This window comes from Indolivaga macrotermitis (assembly GCF_900128985.1).
GTDB lineage: Bacteria > Bacteroidota > Bacteroidia > Bacteroidales > Dysgonomonadaceae > Dysgonomonas_A > Dysgonomonas_A macrotermitis.
The window spans coordinates 1-20,262 of record NZ_FQUC01000015.1 but is presented as its reverse complement, the minus strand read 5'-3'; the positions used below and the strand labels follow the sequence as shown (position 1 = coordinate 20,262).

The following is a 20,262-nucleotide window of genomic DNA, read 5'->3' as shown; positions in this document are numbered from 1 at the left end:
AAAATTCAAACAGATTCTAAGCTTACTTACAGATTTATTAAAACTCCAACAACCGATAAATACGTCTTCCAGAAAAAGTTTGGCAAAGAATTTGTAGTACAACCTGCAAATAATAAAGCATAACTGAAGTTACTTGTATCAAAGAGAACAATCTAAAACTCTAAAATACAAGAAACTAAAAGCATATAAAACATGAGAGCAAACCACGAAGAAAAAGATTTTTTGCCGGAAGACGAAACTCTGAACACAGATAATCTGTCAGAAAACGAAACAAATACTGATGGCACGAGTGAAGAGAGTGCCAATATGGCTGATGATCTTGAACAAAAATTCGGAGAACTGAACGATTCTTATTTACGCCTTCACGCCGAATTTGATAATTACAGGAAACGCACGATGAAGGAAAAAGCCGACTTATTGAAAAGCGGCAACGAAAAAGCCATTATAGGTGTGCTCCCTATCATCGACGACTTCGAAAGGGCATTACCTAATATTCCGGAAGATGCCAGAGAAGGTGTAGAGCTTATTTACAACAAATTCAAAAGTTATTTGGCTCAAAACGGGGTAAAAGAGCTCGATGCTATCGGCGAAACATTCGACACCGAAAGGCACGAAGCTATTACGACAATACCTGCCCAAAGCGAAGACCAAAAAGACACAGTTGTAGACTGTATTCAAAAAGGATATAGCCTGAATGACAAAGTAATCCGCTTTGCTAAAGTAATTGTAGCAAAATAAGGGCTTAAAAACCTTAATTATATATAGTAAATTAAACAATGGCGAGCAAAAGAGACTATTACGAGGTATTGGAAATAACCAAAACTGCTACTGTAGAAGAAATAAAAAAAGCGTATAAGAAGAAAGCAATCCAATACCACCCCGACAAAAATCCGGGAGACCCAACTGCCGAAGACAAATTTAAAGAAGCTGCCGAGGCATATGAAGTGCTAAGCGACGATCAAAAACGGGCGAAATACGACCGTTATGGACATGATGCCCCGGGAGGATTCGGCGGACATTCATCCGGAGGGTTCTCTATGGACGATATCTTCTCTCAATTCGGTGATATTTTCGGAGGAGGTTTTGGCGGATTCGGAGGCTTTGGCGGAGGTGGAGGCCGCCGTGTAAACCGCGGATCAGACCTACGGGTTAAGGTAAAACTGTCTCTGAAAGAAATAGCTACCGGAGTAGAAAAAAAGATAAAAGTAAAGAAATACGTTTCGTGCCAGCATTGTAGCGGTACCGGTGCCGAAAACGGAACAGCATACACTTCCTGTTCGACCTGTAACGGATCGGGCACACAAACCCGGGTAGTAGACACCATGCTGGGACGTATGCAGACACAAACAACCTGCTCGGCTTGTAACGGAGAAGGAAAAACGATCACAAAGAAATGTCCTCACTGTTCGGGCGAAGGGATTATCCGCGACGAAGAAGTTATCACCCTTAATATACCTGCCGGAGTAGCAGAAGGCATGCAGCTTTCGATGAGCGGAAAAGGTAACGCGCCCCGCCATGGCGGAGTCAATGGTGATCTACTTATTCTGGTTGAAGAAGAACCACATCCCGAATTATTCCGCGACGATAATGATGTCGTATACAACCTTCTGCTCAGCGTTACCACAGCTGCAATAGGTGGAAGTGTAGAAATTCCGACCATCGATGGTAAAGCAAAGGTAAAAATAGAACCCGGAACCCAGCCCGGAAAAGTTCTTCGACTGAAGAATAAAGGATTACCCAGCGTTCACAGGTATGGAACGGGTGATCTGCTGATCAATATCAGTGTATACATTCCCGAAAAACTTAGCGACAGTGAAAAGCAAACCCTTACAGGGCTTGAGAATTCACCTAATTTTCAACCGTCACCATCTGTCAAAGAAAAAATATTCAGCCACTTCCGCAAAATGTTCGATTAAGGATGGCTAATAAAAATAAAAGAGAGGAGATTCATTTTTTGAATCTCCTCTCTTTATTATATCAGCATATCAGGTTATTGACCTGTAACAGATAGATTTTCTTCGGCCTTCTTAATAAAGGAAGAATCGATCAGTTCCATTTTTACAGTCTTGGCTTCCGAAGCTGCTATAGTTACAGAACGATAAGCCGGATGTTTAAAAATAAGCTCTTGAGTCGGTCTTACCAGAATCAGATACTCGCCCTCGCTGTTAGTCATTGTTTGCGGATTATTCCCGGCAATGGCGATCTGCACATTCGATATAGGCTTATCATCAGAAGCATTTAACACCACTCCATTTAGTAACTTTTCAGTTTTCTCTTCCTGTTTTACTCCTCCCCCTCTTTTATTATAAAAGAAAAAAGAGACAACACATAATAATAATAAAACTATACCCAGCTTAGCTTTCATGATTCCCGTCTTAATTATGTAATATTAATTCATTGCCCGGACTGTTTCGGCCAACCTTACAAACTCGGCCTTGTACCCATCCTTATCATTATCTTTACTGATGCCCGAACGAGCCAGATCAATTGTTTTTTCGTAAGTTGCATCGCCTTTGAAATCCGAACCTTTCAGCAATTGACCGAACATAGCCACCGCCGATGCAAAACGCATGTCCGAAGATACTTCATTTTTTCCATTATCAATAACCGGGAGCTCTAATTTCACACTTTTGTCACCATCAGGCTGCTTGTAGCGCAACTTCACAGTCAGCAATTCCGGAGAATCGGTTAATGATACACTAGAGGCAGGCTGTTCCGTTTTCTGGTATTTCAGACCATCCACTCTCGGATACATATTCGACTTTACTCCCACAGGAATAATCTCATATAAAGCGGTAACAGTATGCCCTACGCCCATTTCTCCGGCATCTTTAGTATCGTCGTTAAAGTCCTCTTTAGCAAGCATTCGGCTTTCATAACCAACCAGTCGGTATGCCTGAACTTTAGCCGGATTGAACTCTAATTGCAACTTCACATCCTTTGCTATAGTATACAATGTACCGTTGAACTCTTGTACTAAAACACGATTTGCCTCCTGCAGGTTATCAATGTAAAATGCATTACCGTTTCCTTTTTCTGCCAGCAACTGCATTCTATTGCTCTTGTAATTTCCCATACCGTACCCCAGTACAGATAAGAATACTCCCGATTGGCGTTTCTGCTCTATCATTTCCTCCAAAGCCTGAGGGCTGGATGCCCCTACATTGAAATCGCCGTCGGTACAAAGTATAATACGGTTATTACCATCTTTCATAAAATTCTTTTCTGCTATCTCATACGCCTTTTGTATGCCTCCGGCACCATTAGTAGCACCGTATGCACGTAACTGATCGATTGCATTTTTAATAACCTCTTTGTCTTTCCCAGAGGTCGAAGCCAGCTTCTCCCCTACTTCACTCGCATAAACAACTATTGCCACACGGTCATTATCCCTCAAATTATTTACCAACATTTTCATAGAAGTTTTCACCAAATCGAGACGGGTCGGTCCCGACATAGAACCCGAAACATCAATCAAGAATACTAAATTGCTCGGAGGCAGATCTTCTTTTGCTATTTCTTTAGCCTTCACCCCAATGCGTACCAAACGATGCTGGGTATTCCAAGGGCTTTGTCCCACTTCGGTAGTCACTTTTACAGGATCGGCATTAGTCGGTTCGTCATAATTATATTTGAAATAATTAATAAACTCTTCAATACGGATAGCATCTTTACTCGGCTTCTGTCCACTGTTTATAAAACGGCGAAAGTTTGTATATGATTCGGTATCCACATCAATGGAGAAAGTAGACAACGCCTCGGCTATCGGTGACATAAAACGGTTCTCTTTATAAGTTCCGTATTCCTCACTCCCGTAATTAGTAACCGAAACAAAAGATTTACTATCCGCTTCAGCTCTGGCTACCGGAACAGGTGACGCCGCAGGAGGAGCTGGCGGTGCCGGAGGTGTAGACTTATTTTTATTTCTCTGCCGCTTATCTTCTTTTACCGACACAACTGATCCGGTAATCATCGATTTCTTCTGAACACCATACCCTATAACGACAGATTCACTTAACAGTTGAGTATCTTCTTCCAACACAACATCAATCGCAGTACGGCCATCCACTTTTACTTCCTTATTTTTAAAACCGATAAAAGAATAAACAAGAGTATTATCAGGGGATACGCTTATCCTGTACTTTCCATCAACATCAGTTAAAGTTCCTTTTGTTGTACCCTTTATATAGACGGATACACCAATGATAGTATCTCCTATATTGTCTCTAACCGTACCTGTTACTATTATATCCTGAGCATTTACAGCTACAGAAATACAAAAGAGCATAAATGTCAAAAAAGCTGTGATTTTAGTTTTCATGGTCTTCATTTTTTATGTTTATTACTTTTTCTGATTGTTTCTTATTCTATTTTATTGCTTTGGTAACTAAAACAACAATATGCTGTTATGATTTCAAAGTACATCACTAATACTTGCTGTTGATTAAATAGAGGAAACAGGGAGAAAAATTCCATAAACAAGGCATAATTTTTTTTAAATGTTGCAATCTTTTGCAAAATCATGTAGCTTTGTCCTATATTATAGCCTTATGTAAGTAAGCCTAAAAAACAACTAATTCCATATTATTGAGGTTCTTTAAACTAAATAAAGAGAAAACTATCGAGTATACCGACGAGGAATTACTCGGACAGTACCGTGATACGGGCAATACCGAACTTTTCGGCAAGCTCTACAATCGGTATATACCTCTTGTATATGGTCTCTGCCTGAAATACCTGCAAGATGAAGATAAATCGCAGGATGCTGTAATGGAAATATTCGAGAACCTGCTTCCCAAAATCAGCGGGTACGAAATAAAGGTATTCAAGACATGGTTGTATAGTGTGACAAAAAATCACTGTTTTCACCTGCTAAAAGATAATAAACGTGAAATTCCGGTCGATTTTGATTCGAACCTTATGGAATCGGGTGACGTTATGACTCTATTAAGCGAAGATTTGGATGACGAGCGGGAAGATGCACTCAATTATTGCATGGCGAAATTATCCGAACCTCAAAGAATATCTGTGACTAAGTTTTTTTACGAAGACATGTCTTATGCAGATATAGTGGAAGTGACCGGATATGATATGAAAAGCGTAAAAAGTTACATCCAAAACGGTAAACGAAATTTAAAACTGTGTATAGAAAGCAGATTGCAAAATGAAATTTCTTGATTACATACGAGGCTACCGCAAAGGTAAAGAGGCTCATCGCATTGAACGAAATGCGATGGACGATCCTTTTTTGGCAGAAGCCATAGAAGGTTATGATTCCATACCCGGAAATCATGCCGACCGTATTGCCCGTATGCGATCTGCAATTACAGCCCGTTCCGTACAGCGCAGGCAGCAAGGTGCATGGAAAATATCCATTGCAGCAGTAGCCGTTATTGTACTCATCAGCGGGTATTTCGTTTTATTAAACCATCAGTCGTCGATGGTTGTTGCTAACGAAACTACCAACGGATATATCGATCTGTATGTCCCTCAGGAGTATGTAGAACAAAAACGCCTCGAATTAACTGCTATTCAGGAAGAAAATCCGCAGAAAGAAGTAATTGCTACGTCTGTAGCAACTATCAGTAACCTGCATGAGGTAATTACACCGATTGATCCGATACGTATCTATGTACCTGAAAGTTATGCTCAGCTAAGAAAAGATGAGATACAGGAACTTTCGGTCAAACAAAAGAATATTAATAACCATTCTTCAACAGAAATTATCTCTACAGACGCACCTATGCTGGCATCGCATGAGGAGATAAGCCAACAAGATGCTGATATGCTATCAGCTGATGTACAAAATGCACTGGATGGTAAAGTTGCCGGATTAGCAGTTGCGACACCGGCTCCGGCAGCAATTCCTCCTGCGCCCCCTTCCCCACCTGCAGCTGTTATGGCAGCTGAGTCTATTGCTGAAAAATCGGCTCCGGCTGCCAGGTCAGCTAAAGCAGAGAGTCGTGCTTCGAATAAGAAATATACTCTGGAAGGGAAGATCGTCGACCAGAATCACGAACCACTGATAGGAGTTGCCGTACAACAAAAAGGTACCAACAACGCCACAATTACAGATATTGACGGAAACTACAAGTTAAACGTCGACTCGGATGACGCTGCATTAACCGCATACTTTATCGGTTTCGAAAAAATTGATATACCCGATCCGAAGAATACCAAAGTAGTGGCAATGAAAGAAGACACTCAACAATTAAATGAAGTTGTTGTTACAGGATACGGAGTTCAGAAGAAATCTATGGTCACAGGTGCCATATCATCTGTTAAACCAGACAAAAAGAAAGCTGAACCGGCTAAAATCAAACCTGAACCTGTTGCAGGGATGAATGAATATAAAAAATACATAGAAGCTAACATAATTCATCCCGAGAACACAGATTGTAATAAAACAAAAGGGAAAGTTGTTTTACAATTCTCTGTCGGTATGGATGGGCACCCGTCAGATATTAAGGTGAAAAAGAGCTTGTGCGAACCTTTCGACAACGAAGCTATCCGGCTTATAGAAGAAGGTCCTAAATGGAAAGCCGGAAATACTACCACCGAAATAGAAATAAAATTTTAATAAAAAAGAGATGACCGGAAAGTCATCTCTTTTTATTTATCCTCTCAATATATTCTGTTACATCTCTGATATGGTCAGTGTATTATATGATCCGTCGGTAGTCATTTCTATACTGGGAGTTGTATTATGCCAGATATAAAAATAGAAGGTATCTCCTGCCTGAAGGTATAAAAATGATTTATTCACACATGTCATATTTACAAGATCACCTGTTGCACCTACAGGAGCTGCTACTGCACTTTTTACATTAGCAGCGGTACTGCTGCTAACCTGTAGATTAATCTCAAGACGCAAAGCTCCAACCATAGTAGCAACAATATGGAACATTCCGGTACAAGATATCGAATATACACCGGTGCGTGGAACTGTAAATACCCCGGTCGAAGCATTAAAGCTGTTAGTTACATCTATGTCTTTTGTCCAGTTTTTCCAGGTTGTGCTCGTTGGCAATGCAATTAATGGAGAAGAATTTTTAGCTATTACATAAGCTTTAGTAGGCAACGCAGTCAGCTTTACCCAGACCTCCCCATCCGAATACTCAATACCGTTATTATATCTTATAGCTCCGGCTCCGGCAGCAGCGGCTGTCATAGAAGTTGTTCCCAGCCCAAGCTCTCCATCAGCTTGTGTTCCTCTTAAATCAAGTTTAACAACGGGATTGGCTCCACCTAATCCCAGATATCCCGAATTTAATAACTTTGCTAATTCCGTATTGTCTGAGTTGCGAGACACAACAACGGGAATAGCAGATGAAGCAGATCTAATTCCGAGTGTGCCTTTGGGCAATTCTGTATTTACCCCTATCTGAGCAGTCAGACAAAAGGGTAAAATAAGCAGTATATATAAAATAATTAATATCCTTTTCATTTTGGTCAATTTACTTTATTGTATCACTATCGATAAGTTATTGAAATTCAAATCAGATGCAGGAGACAATGAATCCCCATAAATACGCAGATGCTTTTCAATTCCCATGTTATGGAAAATCTGAGGATAAAGAGTATCTCCTGCACTTAGAGTAATAGTTCCACTACAAGTAATAGCTGCCATAAAACCTCCGGCTATAGGGAACGAATTGGTACATTTTATTGTCTTCCCGTTACTGGCAATCCATTGCCCCTCTAGATAACTGCCTGCAGCAACTACAGTAATTACCATATGTATACTAAATGTGGCTGTATATAATCCAGTTTTAGGGGCTGTAAATACTCCCGTCACCGGATCGAATGTAGATGTTGGATCGTACACCGTAATCCAATTACCCAGTTGGGTTGTGGTATTATCAGGGCAGGTCATCAAGTTATATGAGTTTTCGGCAATCACACAATCCCTCACCATATCGGCTTCGAGAATCATCCACTGAGTCCCATCCGAGTATTGCAATTCCTTGGTATCGTCCACATACTTCAATGCACCTGCTTTTGCTGTTGATGCCGATAAGTTTGTATTCCCGATACCAATAATATTGCTTGCTCCGCTCGTTCCTCTCAAATCGAGCCTTACAGATGGAATAGATGTTCCTATTCCCATATAACCATTGTCTAATAATGTCAGTAAATTGACATTAGCGGAATTTACGATCTCTATATTTTTAGTCAGGTTACTATTTCCCTCTGAGAATACGTCGAGTGTACCTGTAGGTAAATTGGTATTGATGCCTACACTTTGAGCAAAAGCAGATGTAGTTAACCCACTGAATACAACAATTGCGGTTAACCACAAATAATTATATATTTTCTTTTCCATTATATTAAATAATAATAAGTATTTAATGATATATTTTCGAAGCATAACAATCTATTGCTCTCTTACTTACTGAAGCAATAAAAAAGGTGTGAGACCTTAATTCTCCAATATACTTAAATTACAATATCCCGCTTTAGGACTCTTTGCAGTTCCCATATTATGATAAATTGCCGATTTGAGAGTTTCTCCTGCCGACAGTTGAAAATTTCCCGAACATAGTACAGATGTCTGGAATGTAGCGGCACCGTAGTAAGTAGTCTGACATTTAACAGTGGCAGATGGCGATATTAATTCCATTTGCATGTAACTATTAGCACCTACCAAGCCGGCATCGAATGTTACTATTGCCGATATAGTGTAAGTACCTGTACGAGGCGCAGTAAATATTCCTGTTGTGGGAGAAAACGTCCCGAGCAGGTCTTCGAGCTCCCGCCAATTCATTACCGTTGTCGAAGTATTAGTTGCAAAAGATTGGCTGATATTGATTATATCAGCTACAACGTATGTACGGATAACATTTGCACTAAGCTTATTCCAGTTCGTACCATCTGACAAATACAATGCCTGAGGCCCCGAATCGTACTTCAAAGCTCCCGCTTTAGCCGCTGTTGCCGTTTGGCTGCTATTACCAATTCCCATGATAGAATTGTTTACCCCGTCCCGGAGATCGAGCCTGACCATCGGATTATTAACTCCTAATCCCATATGTCCATGATCTCGTAAAGATAATATTTCAGTACCCGATACATTTTCGACCGCAAGGGCTTGGCTCGTGCTTGTATTCCCTTCCGATACAATAGCCAGTGTAGCTTGTGGATTCTGCGTATTTATTCCGACTTGTGCATTGAGTATTCCAAAAGTAAATACCCCCATTAGTAAAAGAATCTTTTTCTTCATTGTTTGTTGTTTTTAGGGTCACAGACCCTTCTGTTGTTTTTATTAAGAGTTGTTGATTTTGAAAATGTCTCTTATAGGGACGTATTGTATACATCCTCTTGATTATTTTTTGTTTCAGGCGTATGCAATACATCTCTACAGAATATCGTAAAATACCTTTGTGTCTTAGAGTCTTTGCGTTAAAAAAAATATCCGGTAAATCGGCAAAATAAAGCAGCAAGATGCATTCACTGCACCCTGCTGCCTGTAATAGTTGGCCAAAGCATAACCTGTTACCCGAAATAGTATTCGAACGACAACAAAACAACAATGATCCTACCGGACACAGCCTGCCCGGCCAACTTATTTGGAAATGGATATATACGACAAAACAAACGAAGACATAAAAAGACGCCCCGTTGTTTTGACACAATAGAAAAATTTGTATTTTAGAAAATTTCTGTTTAGTTAACGCAAGTGATGCGTCTCTCTCTCTCTCTCTCTCTCTCTCTCTCTCTCTCTCTCTCTCTCTCTAATATTTCAGCACACAATAACAAATCTAAACCGTTAAAATTTAGAGGATTATTTATGTTTCTATGTGTGAAAATATTTACCATTCAAGTGTTGTTTATTGCTTTAATTACTGCAAAGATAGAAATTATTTTCAATTATCATTCGTTACATTAACATATGAAGAAGAATCTACTTATTCGAATTTAATGGACTTAGCCGGAGATATCCGTGCTATCAAGTATGAAGGCCCTATCATCATAAGCAATGAAATAATTAATGCACCTATATTTATCAGTATTATATAAATGGGATTAATATAAACAGGCATTTCCGTTACGTAGTATGTCGCAGGATCGAGCTTGATAATTCCGAAATACTTCTGAAGTCCGCAAATAGCCAAAGCGATGCAATTGCCCCAAAACATCCCTTTTAGTATTAAGAATGCCGATATATATAGAAAAACTTTACGGATACTCGTATTTCGAGCACCTAAAGCTTTCAGTATACCTATCATATTAGCCCTTTCCAGTATAATTATCAGCAATCCCGAAATCATAGTAAAACCCGAAACTGCAAGCATCAGTATGATAATTACCCATACATTCATATCCAAGAGGCTGAGCCAGCTGAATATCATAGGATTCATATCTTCTATCGACCGGGTAAACAATGCGTTTCCGTCTCCATCATGACATTCGGCCATCTCAAAAAACAACTCGGTCTTCACTTCTTTCAAGCGATTGTAATCTTTTATTCTCAATTCAAGCCCGCTGACCTGATTATCATCCCAGCTGTTCAACCTCTGAACAGTACGAAGATCTACAATCATAAACAGTTTGTCATAATCTTCGAAATTCGTACTATAAATTCCTGCGATAGTGAACTTCCGTACTTTTACAGGCTCTTGAATGAAATATGTCATAAAGCTATCGCCCAACTTCAGATGCAAACGGTCGGCAATATATTTAGATATGATTGCCTGATTGCCTGTTACCGAGTCCGATGATTGCAGAACATCACCTTCAATCATATTATCTTTGAAAAAAGACCAGTCGTAGTCCTCTCCCACTCCTTTTAAAACAACTCCCTGAAAATCCGAGTCCGTTTTGATTATGCCCGGCTTAGTCGCAAAAGATTCTATATGATTTACATTGACATTAGAATTAATTACGGATAGCAGGCTATCGGTCAGGCGTACCGGTTTAGTCTCGTACGATGTGGTATTCGTAAAACTTGTAATCTGAATATGCGAACCGAATCCGATTACTTTATCTCTAATCTCCTTCTTAAATCCAACTACTATACAAACAGACAATACCATAGCAGCCAAACCAATAGCAATTCCGGCTATCGCTATTTTTATCGCTGGAGAAGAAACTTTTTGCTTAGTAGTTTCTCCGAAATATACCTTTCGGGCTATAAATAATTCGAGATTCAAAATACTTTATCTTTTTATTCGATATGAAGGTAACAAAGGTACGACATAAAAGCAGATTAATAAAATTTAAAGGCATCAGATTGATATTCAAAAGATAAAGCATTCATTTGCATTGATTTTCGGGAGGGTAAAAAGCTGGAAAAAGCGGTTTTCAGCAGGGTTTCCGTTACCTGTCCGTTACCTGTTTTGAAGAAGGAATACCGGGGTAAAATACGGTAAAACAGACCGATTTTCAGGGGTAAAAAGCAAATTTGTCTATCCTTTGGCGAACAAACCTGCCCGGATGGTTTTTCCTTATAATCCAGCCCTATTTTTCATAGAAGCATATAGCTCATTGATGTATAACTTAAATACAAAAAAAAATGAGCCTATGAAACAAGAATTAAAGGTACTGTATTACCTGAAAAAGAAGCAATGCGGGAAAGACGGCCTTAGCCCTGTCATGGGACGTATCCACATCGGGAAATCCATGTCGCAGTTCAGCCTGAAAATCAATGCCGATGCCTGCCTGTGGGACACCAAATCCGGGCGTATGACAGGCAAGAGCCGGATGGCGCTGGATGTCAACCGCGCCATCGAACGCATCAACCTGGTTATCCACACCCGCTACAAAGAGTTGAGAGAAACCAGCCCGGCGGTTGATGCCCATGACCTGAAAAATGCCAGCCAGGGTATCGCCTCTACCCAGGCTACCGTTCTGGATTCTTTCCGTACAATGAATGATAATATAGCAGGGCGTGTAGGAAAAGATTACAGCAGGGCGGCATATGAACAGTACCTCCTCTCCTACAGGGCATTGGAAGGCTTTATCCGTGAAAAACTAAACCGGAGCGACCTGCCTTTCAGGACATTGGCTTATTCCCATATTGAGGACTACTGCAATTATTTGCGTGTAGACCGTAAATTCAGTACCGGTACCGGCAGCATCTACCTGACCTATTTCAGGAAAGTAGTCCGCAACGCCGTCAATGAAGGCATCCTCCCGCGTGACCCTTTTCACGGTTTCGAAGCCCAACGCGAGGAAGTTGTACATAAAACGCTGACTAAAGGAGAGCTGGAAAGGTTCATGTCGGACGAGCCGCGGGTCAGGCAGCAGAAGAAAACGAAGGATGTTTTCCTGTTCGGGGTATTCACGGGACTTTCATACATCGACATGAAGAATCTGACATACGATGAAATCCACACGATGGAGGACGGCAGCAGGTGGATTATCTCCAAACGCCAAAAGACGGGCGTCGGATACCGGGTGCGCCTGCTGGATATCCCGCTGGCTATCATTGAAAAATACCGTGGGCAACAGCCCGGAGGTAAAGTACTGGATGTCCCCGGTAAAATGACAGTCCATTCGGGGCTTAACGCCATTGCCAAACGGTGCGGCATCAATAAGGCGCTGGGAATCCATGTCAGCCGCCACACATTCGCCAGCCTGATCACCCTCTCCGAAGGTGTGCCTGTCGAAACGGTCAGCCGCATGCTCGGGCATGAGCATATAAAGACCACCCAACGCTATGCCGAACTCTCTCTGGATAAGATAAGGGAAGACATGCACAGGCTGTCGAAGCGTATAGAAGGCCGGTTTACCCTGATAGAGGGTAATCTGTAAATAATGTCCAAATCAAATAATTGGCTCTGTTGAATGATATTTCATAACTCATAATTTATAACTTATAACTCAAAAAAACATGCGCAGTACATTCAGTATATTATTCTATATCAACCGTCAAAAGGTAAAGAAAAACGGCAAGTGCCCGGTAATGGGAAGGATCACGGTGGACGGGAAACTTACCCAATTCTCAACCGGGGAAGAGATAGCCCCAGCCCTGTGGAATGTTAAAAAGGGACGTTCCACCGGAAAGGATAAAGTAGACAGGGAACTTAACCAAAAGCTGGAAGAATATGAGCGGAAGCTCGTAAAGTATTACAACAGGCAGGTGGAAGAAGATGCCTGCGTAACAGCCGAAAGTTTGAAAAACGCGTTGCTCACCGCTAAATCCGGTATCCCGATGCTCCTGGCAGAGTTCAGAGCGCATAACGGGGAATACCTTAAAGGCGTAGGCATTGTTAAGTCGAAGGGCAGCTATTACAGCTATGTACATGCTTACAATAACCTGGAGAAGTTCATACAGCAGAAATGCGGGTTGGAGGATATCGCTTTCAGGGAACTGCAACCTTCCTTTATCGAAGATTTTGAGTTCTTCCTGCGTTTCAACAGGGGTTTTTCCGTCAATACGGTTTTTAACGTGCTGATGAAACTGAAACATATGGTACACCGGGCTATCAGCAGGGGGATGCTCCGCAAGAACCCTTTCGCGGACTATAAATGCAGGCAGGAAGAGACTGCCCGCCGGTGGCTTTCCCGTACAGAGCTGAACCGTATCCTGTGTAATCCCATGGCAAACGAAAAAGCGGAACGGGTACGCATCCTGTTTATCTTTTCAGCCTTTACCGGTTTAGCCTATGCCGACCTGCATAACCTGAGCTACGGGGATATATCTACCGACGGGCAGGGTGTCACATGGATACGCCTCAGGCGCAAGAAGACAGGTACGCAGGCTATTGTCCCATTGACAGGCATAGCCTCGGATATTTACAGCAAATACCGGAATCCAACCGGAAATGATGAAAATAGCAAGGTTTTTAACGTCCCTTATTATGCGCTTATCCATTACTATATGGAAGAAATCCGGCAAGCCGCGGGTTTGGACGCGCTCTCGTTCCATCAGGCCCGGCACACATTTTCGACTACCGTTTGCCTGTCGAACGGTGTTCCTATCGAGACGCTAAGCCGTATGCTGGGACATAAGAATATTAGTACAACACAGATCTATGCCAAGATAACGAATCAAAAGGTGGATGAGGATATGCAGGCCTTGAAAAAGCGATTGGACGGGAAATATCATTTTCCACAAGCAAATCATTTACAAACAAATTTACAACAGACAGCAATATGAAAACATCAGAAAACCCAAATAAAGGAATACTAAAAATAGAGCAAGGGGAAAATAATTCATACAAGATTGTATTTGAGCCTGTAAACGCTACCATATGGCTCCGCAAGGTAGAACTGCCTTCACTCTTTGATGTGAGCGTACAAAAGATCAACGCCTGCCTGAATGTTATCCTTAAAGAAAAAACACTAAACGTGCAGGAAACATGTAAATACGACCTATATGCCAGTGGTACCCGTATCCGTTACGATATACGCGAAGTAAACCTGGAAGTAGTTATAGCAATGGCCTTTCGTATCGACTCACGGCATGCGAAGGTCATTCGGGAATGGATAATCAGGAGGTGTCTGCATCCGGGTATAAGCGATTGTTTGCCTCCGTATATGGAACAGCATTTGGGGATGAATTAAAATGATAAAATCATCAGAGGTCTGTCAAAATGAAGCGACTGATACACTACAATTAACAAGAATGTTAAATTAAATCTTTTTTTCATACATTTACGAAAATATAAGAACGTCTAATTTTAGATTATATATTTTTTAATGTTAATCATTAAATTGTTCACTATGGAAATAAAAGCATTTTCCGAAATAAACTTAGATGATCTATTCTTCGACTCCCTTAAAGAAAGTTACGCTGAATTTAGCGATTGGTTTGGAAGAAAAGCTGCTGAAGGGGCAACTGTCTATGTTCAGTACGATATGAAGGGGAATATTGCCGGTTTTTTATATCTAAAGATAGAAAACGGAAGTTTAGATGATATTGAGCCAGTAAGACCAAATAAAAAACGATTAAAGGTAGGGACATTTAAAGTAAATCCTCATGGGACACGCTTTGGAGAGCGTTTTGTCAAAAAAATAATGGATAAAGCAATTGTTGAGGATGTTGATGAAGCTTATGTTACAGTCTTTAATGAGCATGATGCATTGATCGGGTTATTAGAACGTTATGGTTTTGTTAGTGCAGGAATAAAAACAACAGATAATGGAACAGAACAGGTACTCGTAAAAAACATGCGAACATTTTCCGATGATGTTATTCTTGACTATCCCTTGATTCAATCCAATAATAGGCGTAAATTTGCGTTATCAATTTATCCGGAGTATCATACAAAACTTTTTCCTGACTCTATATTGAGGAATGAAAATTACAATTTGATTGAAGATATTTCTCATACGAATAGTATTCATAAAATATACATATGCTTTATGAGGGATGTCAATTTACTTAGGGCAAGGGATATAATTGCGATATACCGGACAAAAGACAATCTTGGTCCGGCGCATTACAGGAGTGTGATAACGTCTATATGTGTTGTTGAAGAGGTAAAAACTAAAAATGATTTTGCTAATATAAATGAGTTTATTCAATATGCAAATGCATATAGTATTTTTGACAGGGAAGATTTGATCAAATGGTTCAACCAGCAACGAAACTTAACTGTTATAAAAATGACATATAATATTGCGCTCAACAGAAGAATAACCAAGCAAATATTAATGGATGAGTTAGGTATAAATCCCGAATATTGGGGATTTTTCAGATTGACAGATGAGCAATTTAATAGACTTTTAGCCAGAGGACAAGTATATGAAAATATTATTATCAATTAAACCCGAATTTGTAGAACAAATCTTTAATGGAAATAAAAGGTTTGAGTATAGAAAAAATATATTCTCGAATAAGGAAGTTCATTCCGTCATCATCTATTCAACAATGCCGGTTGGAATGATAGTCGGAGAATTTGAAATTTCAAAGATATTGGAAGATACGCCGGAAAAGATATGGGAAGATACAGAAAAGCAATCAGGCATTACAAAGTCATTCTATGATTCTTACTTTGAAAACAGAGATAAAGCTTATGCTTTGAAAATAGGGAATCTGAAGAAATACGATGCCCCGATTAATCCGTATAAAATATTTGAAAATTTTATACCTCCCCAGTCTTTTCGTTATCTATATGAAGATGTACTATCATTATAATAAATACCCGAGGTATTCTCGGGTATTATTTTGTGATCTTATCTAAACCTCTTTTGCGGAACCATATTTTTTATAGTCATACAAGCTAATCAATCTTCTGTATTTTGAGTCTTTCTTCTCCTCGTTTGGATAAGACCGAAGAAATTGTTCCAGATTATCCAGGGGGATATTACCATTCCAGACATTCCATATTACAGTTGGATGCTTAAATGAAGTTGCAATATTGGCATCCTTGTATATAGCTTCAATCGAGGAATGAATAATAAAATCTTTCTTGGATTTTTCTTTAGTGACAAACTTGTTTAGGATATCCTGTTGTATCTTTTTTATCTTGGTCTTATTTTTAAGCTTATTATAGATTTGAAGGAATCCAAAGATTGGAAAATATTGGTTACTAGGAATGATCAGGTCATCTATAACCTTGATTGTTTCAGCATCCCTATGTGCCAATATTTCAAAATAGTCCGCCATGAAATCATCAGCGACCATATGTGTCCTGACTAACTTTTCTTTGAAGATCGTTTCTTTTATCGTATTGGCTGTTTCTCTACTCCCATATGTTATGACAAGAACCCGGTCACTGTTATTTATTGATTCTTTCGAGTCAACAACGACAACTTCCCGGACAGCCCTGTTCTCCTCCTTCTTCGTCGGCCTGACAATATCATACATGATATTCTGGACTTTTCTGATATCCATTGCTGATATTGGATATTTAGCTTCAATCAGCGCTTTGTATAAGGCTGAATAGTTATCTGTCTTTATCTTCTTTATTTGTATGGAAACTCCATCTATTTTTAGATCATAATCGGAGACAATAGTATTATCAGAATCTTCTTCATATTCCACAAGTAGAAAATTGTTCTTTATTTTTTGCAGTATTTCAGTGTTTCCTTCAGCATACTTAAATACAGTCCTCAAGATATTATTAACATTTTCATCTTGCGCCCCATATCCTAAAAATATCACAGGATTATGTACGAATAAAGATAATAGCTGTGCCCTGATCAGTTCATCCTGATATTTCGATTTCTCATAATCTTCTTCTGTTATAATTATACGGTCGGGCATTAATACGCATCCATGTATCTTATATAAAGAACCATATGGATTAGTTAACAAAATATCATTCCCTATGATTGGAGTAAATTCGAATATATTCTCTAATAATCTATCGTAATTGGTTGTTATTACTGAACTGATATTATCTCTTAATTGTTTCAGTAAGTCCAGTTCATCTTTTTTTTCTGTTTTATAGTTCATCTCTGAAAATAAGAGAGATAAGTATAATTTAAAACGGCTTATTGGTTTTCCATCCTTTATCGTCTTATAATATAAATCATTAATACTGCTGAATTCTCCATTTCTTTCATTCTGGAGTTTTTCATTAAATGCTTTTTCTATGATTGAGGCAATTCCCGGGTAATCAAAGCCTCCATTATTAAGAGTGCATTTAGCTTTTATATCTAAATAATATTCTTCATCCTGATAGACAATGTTGCATATCTTTTCTAAAACAGAATCCCATGTAAAAGAGTTTTTCAGATACCTTAGACTCATTCCTGTTCCGACAAATAAAACCGGATGAGAATTAAATTTGGATACAAAATCTTTTATTTCCATAATCATAAAATTTATCAATTCAAATATACATATTTAACTTAACCTTTGTGTATAGATAAATTAAAAATAAAATCTTCATGATTTTAATATTTTAAATCCATAAAAAGTCTTAATGCCAACAATTTCCTAGTTATGTACCCATTTTGTAGTTTTATGGTGAAATATTATAATAACTGATAGGGTTTCCATTTTTCATGCGGGAATCTTATGGAAAAATGGGGTTGGTTGGCAATATATCTATCCAGAAATAAGTAAGTTAGTTCCGCCAGTGATACAGAATTCCCACTTAAATTAAGTCAAAAGCAAAAAATACCCGGATGAAAAATCATTCGGGTATTTTTATTCTTAGCTGTTGCTGTCAATGATCCGGAATTTACCTCTTCTGCTTCCATGCGTCAAAATAGTTATTTTCCAGCATTTTGAAGATATCGGACATTTTGTATAATACCTTGCCTTCCAGTTTATAGAAGGCGATCAGCCGCTTGTCCCGGTAATCCTGAAGGGTGCGGGGGCTTATTTGTAATAACTTGCATACGTCCTTGTTGCCCAGAAAAGATCCGTTGGCCAATGCCTGCTCATGGGTATTCGCATAGTTGTCAATGTTTTCGTCTATTTTCTCCATGTTGTAAAATAATTCGAGTATCTCGGAAGACCTGTGGTTTAAAATATCATGTATGTCCATATCTGTTTATCTCTTATAGGTTTAAATATTATTTATCTCTGTCTCCGACCCATTTCCGTCCTGTTCTTCTCCATAAAGCATTCCACATCCTTTATCTTGTAGTAGCACTTGTGGCCCACCTGCGAATAAGGGATCAGTCCCTTGTCCCGGTAGGTTTGCAGTGTCCTGAGCGACACGCCCAGCAGGCGGCAGACATCCCGGTTATTGTACCATTCTTCGTCCACGCGCTTCGGGGACAGTTTACGGGTCTTCTCCAACAAGGCCTTTACCTGCTGCCTGAACCGCTCATATACTTTTCCTTCTATCATTTTTATTTCCATATTGTTTTATCCTTTTGTTTTATGTTGTTTTTATCCTGTAACAGGCCTGATTATCTTATACGTGGGAATTTCTTGTTTTCCCGCAATACCGCCAGCGCTTCCGGATCTTCGTATTCCGACTGGTACATATGGTTCCGCATGTACATCAGCCCGTTGTCCAGCATGAACGCTTCCAGCCTGTCGACGGATACATCCCCGATACCGCGTATTTTCAGCAGGGACTTGCGGGAACCAAAGCAGACCATGACCTGTAAAATATCGTTTACAGTAGCGCAGGACATGCTGTATCGGAAAATGCCGCGGCTGTAGGGAGGAAGGCCGGTACTGTCTATCGAAGCATTCAACAGGCTTTCTTTTTCTTTCTTCTCTTTTTCCCTTTCCTTCCCCTTTTTCTCGCTATCCCTGCCGCGAAGTATTTCCTCAAAGGATAAGCCCTGTGAGAATACCTCTTCCTGCTCCAATTCCAATCCTGCGTCATCCGCTTCAATAAGAGGAAATGTATGTGTCTGAACTTCATTTTTTTTATTTTCCATATACATCGCGGAGAGCCTTTCGCTGAGTTCTTCCAGCCTTCCGGCTTGCCGTCCGTTTTTGGCGATGAACTGCTCGAAAACCTGCTCTATCCTGTCCACGCACTGCACGAACAAGCCGTCGTTGGCTACCTGCGGCAGGCAGATATGTCCCGCCAGTACTTCTTTGATAAGGATAACCTCCTTATCAGTCAACGCGGGCCTGCGTGTTTTCTTAAAGAGCAGATGTTCTACACACATACAGAAGAACACGACCAATACGCACCACACCAGTCCGGCTACAGCCGACAATACTACTTTTATCAATACGATACACATAATTTAAAATTTTTAAATGGTTGGTAAATAATTTATAAGTTTGGAATATCCATATCCGGTTTAAATCCCGAAGCCTTTTGCCGGCCTCTTCCGCTGTTCAATCTGCCGGCCGTCCTGCGACGTATTCCCCGTATCCGGCTTGGCGATAATGATCCTGCCGGGATTGGCCTCCACTATGTCCTTGATGGACATAGCCCGTCCGGAACGTATATTCGATACAGCTTCCGGTTGCTCCGGCTTGTTTGGAGCAGCTGCTTCCGGCTTTATATCCTTCATCTTCGGTATATCAGCCGTTTGCGTTCGTTTCGCGACATCCGTAACCTGTCCCTGATTTTTGTCCTTATTCTCCAAATTTAGGTTAATCTGCCTGCTGAGCGAATCCAACTGGGATTTGAGTTCCTTTAGCTCCGGTTCCTTCTTCCATACCGAATCCATTACCTCTTTGAGTACAGGCAGATCTTTTTCCAGCTTTTGATTGTCCGATTGGTATTTATCTATCAGGACAGGTATCCTATCCAATGCTTTCAGGAAGTTTGTCGAAGCCAGTAACGGGTCAGTAGCGATATGTCCGTTGTTATAAGAATACTTGATATTTCCCTCTCCCTCGATAAAGAAACGGTTGTCTTTAAACATCGAGCCTTCTTTTTGGCTTTCCTCCGTTTTGACAAGTATTTTAAAACCATAGAGTTCCCCAATCTTAAA

The 20,262-nt window shown here is 40.0% G+C and carries 20 protein-coding genes and 1 pseudogene; 10 read left to right on the top strand and 11 right to left on the bottom strand.

The features are described 5' to 3' along the window. Positions 1–192: 192 nt before the first annotated feature. Positions 193–738 (top strand): nucleotide exchange factor GrpE, encoded by a 546-nt coding sequence (locus BUC12_RS16010; RefSeq protein WP_062183327.1) that lies wholly within the window; start codon positions 193–195, stop codon positions 736–738. Between the two features lie 38 nt (positions 739–776). Then, positions 777–1,916 carry a molecular chaperone DnaJ gene (gene dnaJ, locus BUC12_RS16005; protein ID WP_062183330.1) on the top strand — a complete coding sequence of 380 codons (1,140 nt, stop codon included), beginning with the start codon at positions 777–779 and terminating at the stop codon, positions 1,914–1,916. A 74-nt stretch (positions 1,917–1,990) separates the two neighbouring features. Here dnaJ and BUC12_RS16000 read toward each other — a convergent pair whose 3' ends face one another. Both BUC12_RS16000 and BUC12_RS15995 read right to left on the bottom strand, forming a co-directional pair. Further along, entirely contained in the window at positions 1,991–2,365 is a 375-nt protein-coding gene (locus BUC12_RS16000) for a carboxypeptidase-like regulatory domain-containing protein (RefSeq protein ID WP_062183332.1), read from the bottom strand. A 24-nt stretch (positions 2,366–2,389) separates the two neighbouring features. Next, positions 2,390–4,288, bottom strand: coding sequence for a vWA domain-containing protein (locus tag BUC12_RS15995; RefSeq protein ID WP_439645624.1), 1,899 nt, complete (start codon positions 4,286–4,288; stop codon positions 2,390–2,392). Between the two features lie 299 nt (positions 4,289–4,587). On the opposite strand from BUC12_RS15995, the gene BUC12_RS15990 reads away from it, so the two are divergent. After that, positions 4,588–5,178, top strand: a complete 591-nt coding sequence (locus BUC12_RS15990; protein WP_062183338.1) for an RNA polymerase sigma factor — start codon at positions 4,588–4,590, stop codon at positions 5,176–5,178. After that, complete coding sequence (locus BUC12_RS15985; RefSeq protein ID WP_062183341.1) at positions 5,165–6,580, top strand: energy transducer TonB; 1,416 nt, start codon at positions 5,165–5,167, stop codon at positions 6,578–6,580. Before BUC12_RS15990 ends, BUC12_RS15985 begins: the two co-directional genes overlap by 14 nt. Before the next feature lie 57 nt (positions 6,581–6,637). Here the strand turns inward: BUC12_RS15985 and BUC12_RS15980 are convergent, their stop codons facing one another. From BUC12_RS15980 to BUC12_RS15970, 3 genes are all read right to left on the bottom strand, one after another. After that, a complete protein-coding gene (locus BUC12_RS15980; RefSeq protein ID WP_062183344.1) occupies positions 6,638–7,447 on the bottom strand; it encodes a hypothetical protein in 810 nt (269 codons plus the stop codon). 15 nt (positions 7,448–7,462) lie between these two features. After that, the gene (locus BUC12_RS15975; protein ID WP_062183347.1) at positions 7,463–8,326 is read right to left on the bottom strand and encodes a hypothetical protein; all 864 of its coding nucleotides are present in this window, start codon (positions 8,324–8,326) and stop codon (positions 7,463–7,465) included. Between the two features lie 96 nt (positions 8,327–8,422). Beyond that, positions 8,423–9,223 carry a hypothetical protein gene (locus tag BUC12_RS15970; protein WP_062183350.1) on the bottom strand — a complete coding sequence of 267 codons (801 nt, stop codon included), beginning with the start codon at positions 9,221–9,223 and terminating at the stop codon, positions 8,423–8,425. 221 nt (positions 9,224–9,444) lie between these two features. Here BUC12_RS15970 and BUC12_RS20125 point away from each other — a divergent pair, with 221 nt between their 5' ends. Then, positions 9,445–9,609 (top strand): hypothetical protein, encoded by a 165-nt coding sequence (locus BUC12_RS20125; RefSeq protein ID WP_157257569.1) that lies wholly within the window; start codon positions 9,445–9,447, stop codon positions 9,607–9,609. Between the two features lie 299 nt (positions 9,610–9,908). Here the strand turns inward: BUC12_RS20125 and BUC12_RS15965 are convergent, their stop codons facing one another. Continuing rightward, positions 9,909–11,153, bottom strand: coding sequence for an ABC transporter permease (locus BUC12_RS15965; protein WP_062185132.1), 1,245 nt, complete (start codon positions 11,151–11,153; stop codon positions 9,909–9,911). 370 nt (positions 11,154–11,523) lie between these two features. Between BUC12_RS15965 and BUC12_RS15960 the strand changes: the two genes are divergently transcribed. The 5 genes from BUC12_RS15960 (at position 11,524) to BUC12_RS15940 (ending at position 16,087) form a co-directional block, all read left to right on the top strand. After that, entirely contained in the window at positions 11,524–12,756 is a 1,233-nt protein-coding gene (locus BUC12_RS15960) for a site-specific integrase (RefSeq protein WP_070808650.1), read from the top strand. Between the two features lie 79 nt (positions 12,757–12,835). After that, positions 12,836–14,104 carry a site-specific integrase gene (locus BUC12_RS15955; RefSeq protein ID WP_062185125.1) on the top strand — a complete coding sequence of 423 codons (1,269 nt, stop codon included), beginning with the start codon at positions 12,836–12,838 and terminating at the stop codon, positions 14,102–14,104. Continuing rightward, positions 14,101–14,511, top strand: coding sequence for a hypothetical protein (locus BUC12_RS15950; RefSeq protein ID WP_062185122.1), 411 nt, complete (start codon positions 14,101–14,103; stop codon positions 14,509–14,511). Before BUC12_RS15955 ends, BUC12_RS15950 begins: the two co-directional genes overlap by 4 nt. Before the next feature lie 159 nt (positions 14,512–14,670). Continuing rightward, positions 14,671–15,717, top strand: a complete 1,047-nt coding sequence (locus BUC12_RS15945; protein ID WP_062185135.1) for a hypothetical protein — start codon at positions 14,671–14,673, stop codon at positions 15,715–15,717. Next, positions 15,695–16,087: an ASCH domain-containing protein gene (locus BUC12_RS15940; protein ID WP_062185119.1), complete on the top strand. Its 393-nt coding sequence runs from the start codon at positions 15,695–15,697 to the stop codon at positions 16,085–16,087. Before BUC12_RS15945 ends, BUC12_RS15940 begins: the two co-directional genes overlap by 23 nt. Before the next feature lie 42 nt (positions 16,088–16,129). Here BUC12_RS15940 and BUC12_RS15935 read toward each other — a convergent pair whose 3' ends face one another. From BUC12_RS15935 to BUC12_RS15915, 5 genes and pseudogenes are all read right to left on the bottom strand, one after another. Then, a complete protein-coding gene (locus BUC12_RS15935) occupies positions 16,130–17,710 on the bottom strand; it encodes an SIR2 family protein (protein WP_062185116.1) in 1,581 nt (526 codons plus the stop codon). A gap of 373 nt (positions 17,711–18,083) precedes the next feature. Continuing rightward, on the bottom strand, positions 18,084–18,392 hold the full coding sequence (locus tag BUC12_RS15930; protein ID WP_062185112.1) for a helix-turn-helix domain-containing protein: 309 nt from the start codon (positions 18,390–18,392) through the stop codon (positions 18,084–18,086). A 32-nt stretch (positions 18,393–18,424) separates the two neighbouring features. After that, positions 18,425–18,712, bottom strand: a complete 288-nt coding sequence (locus tag BUC12_RS15925) for a helix-turn-helix domain-containing protein (RefSeq protein ID WP_062185109.1) — start codon at positions 18,710–18,712, stop codon at positions 18,425–18,427. 50 nt (positions 18,713–18,762) lie between these two features. Next, complete coding sequence (locus BUC12_RS15920; protein ID WP_062185106.1) at positions 18,763–19,560, bottom strand: hypothetical protein; 798 nt, start codon at positions 19,558–19,560, stop codon at positions 18,763–18,765. A gap of 60 nt (positions 19,561–19,620) precedes the next feature. Then, a pseudogene (locus BUC12_RS15915) lies at positions 19,621–20,262 on the bottom strand (DNA methylase); the annotation flags it as partial.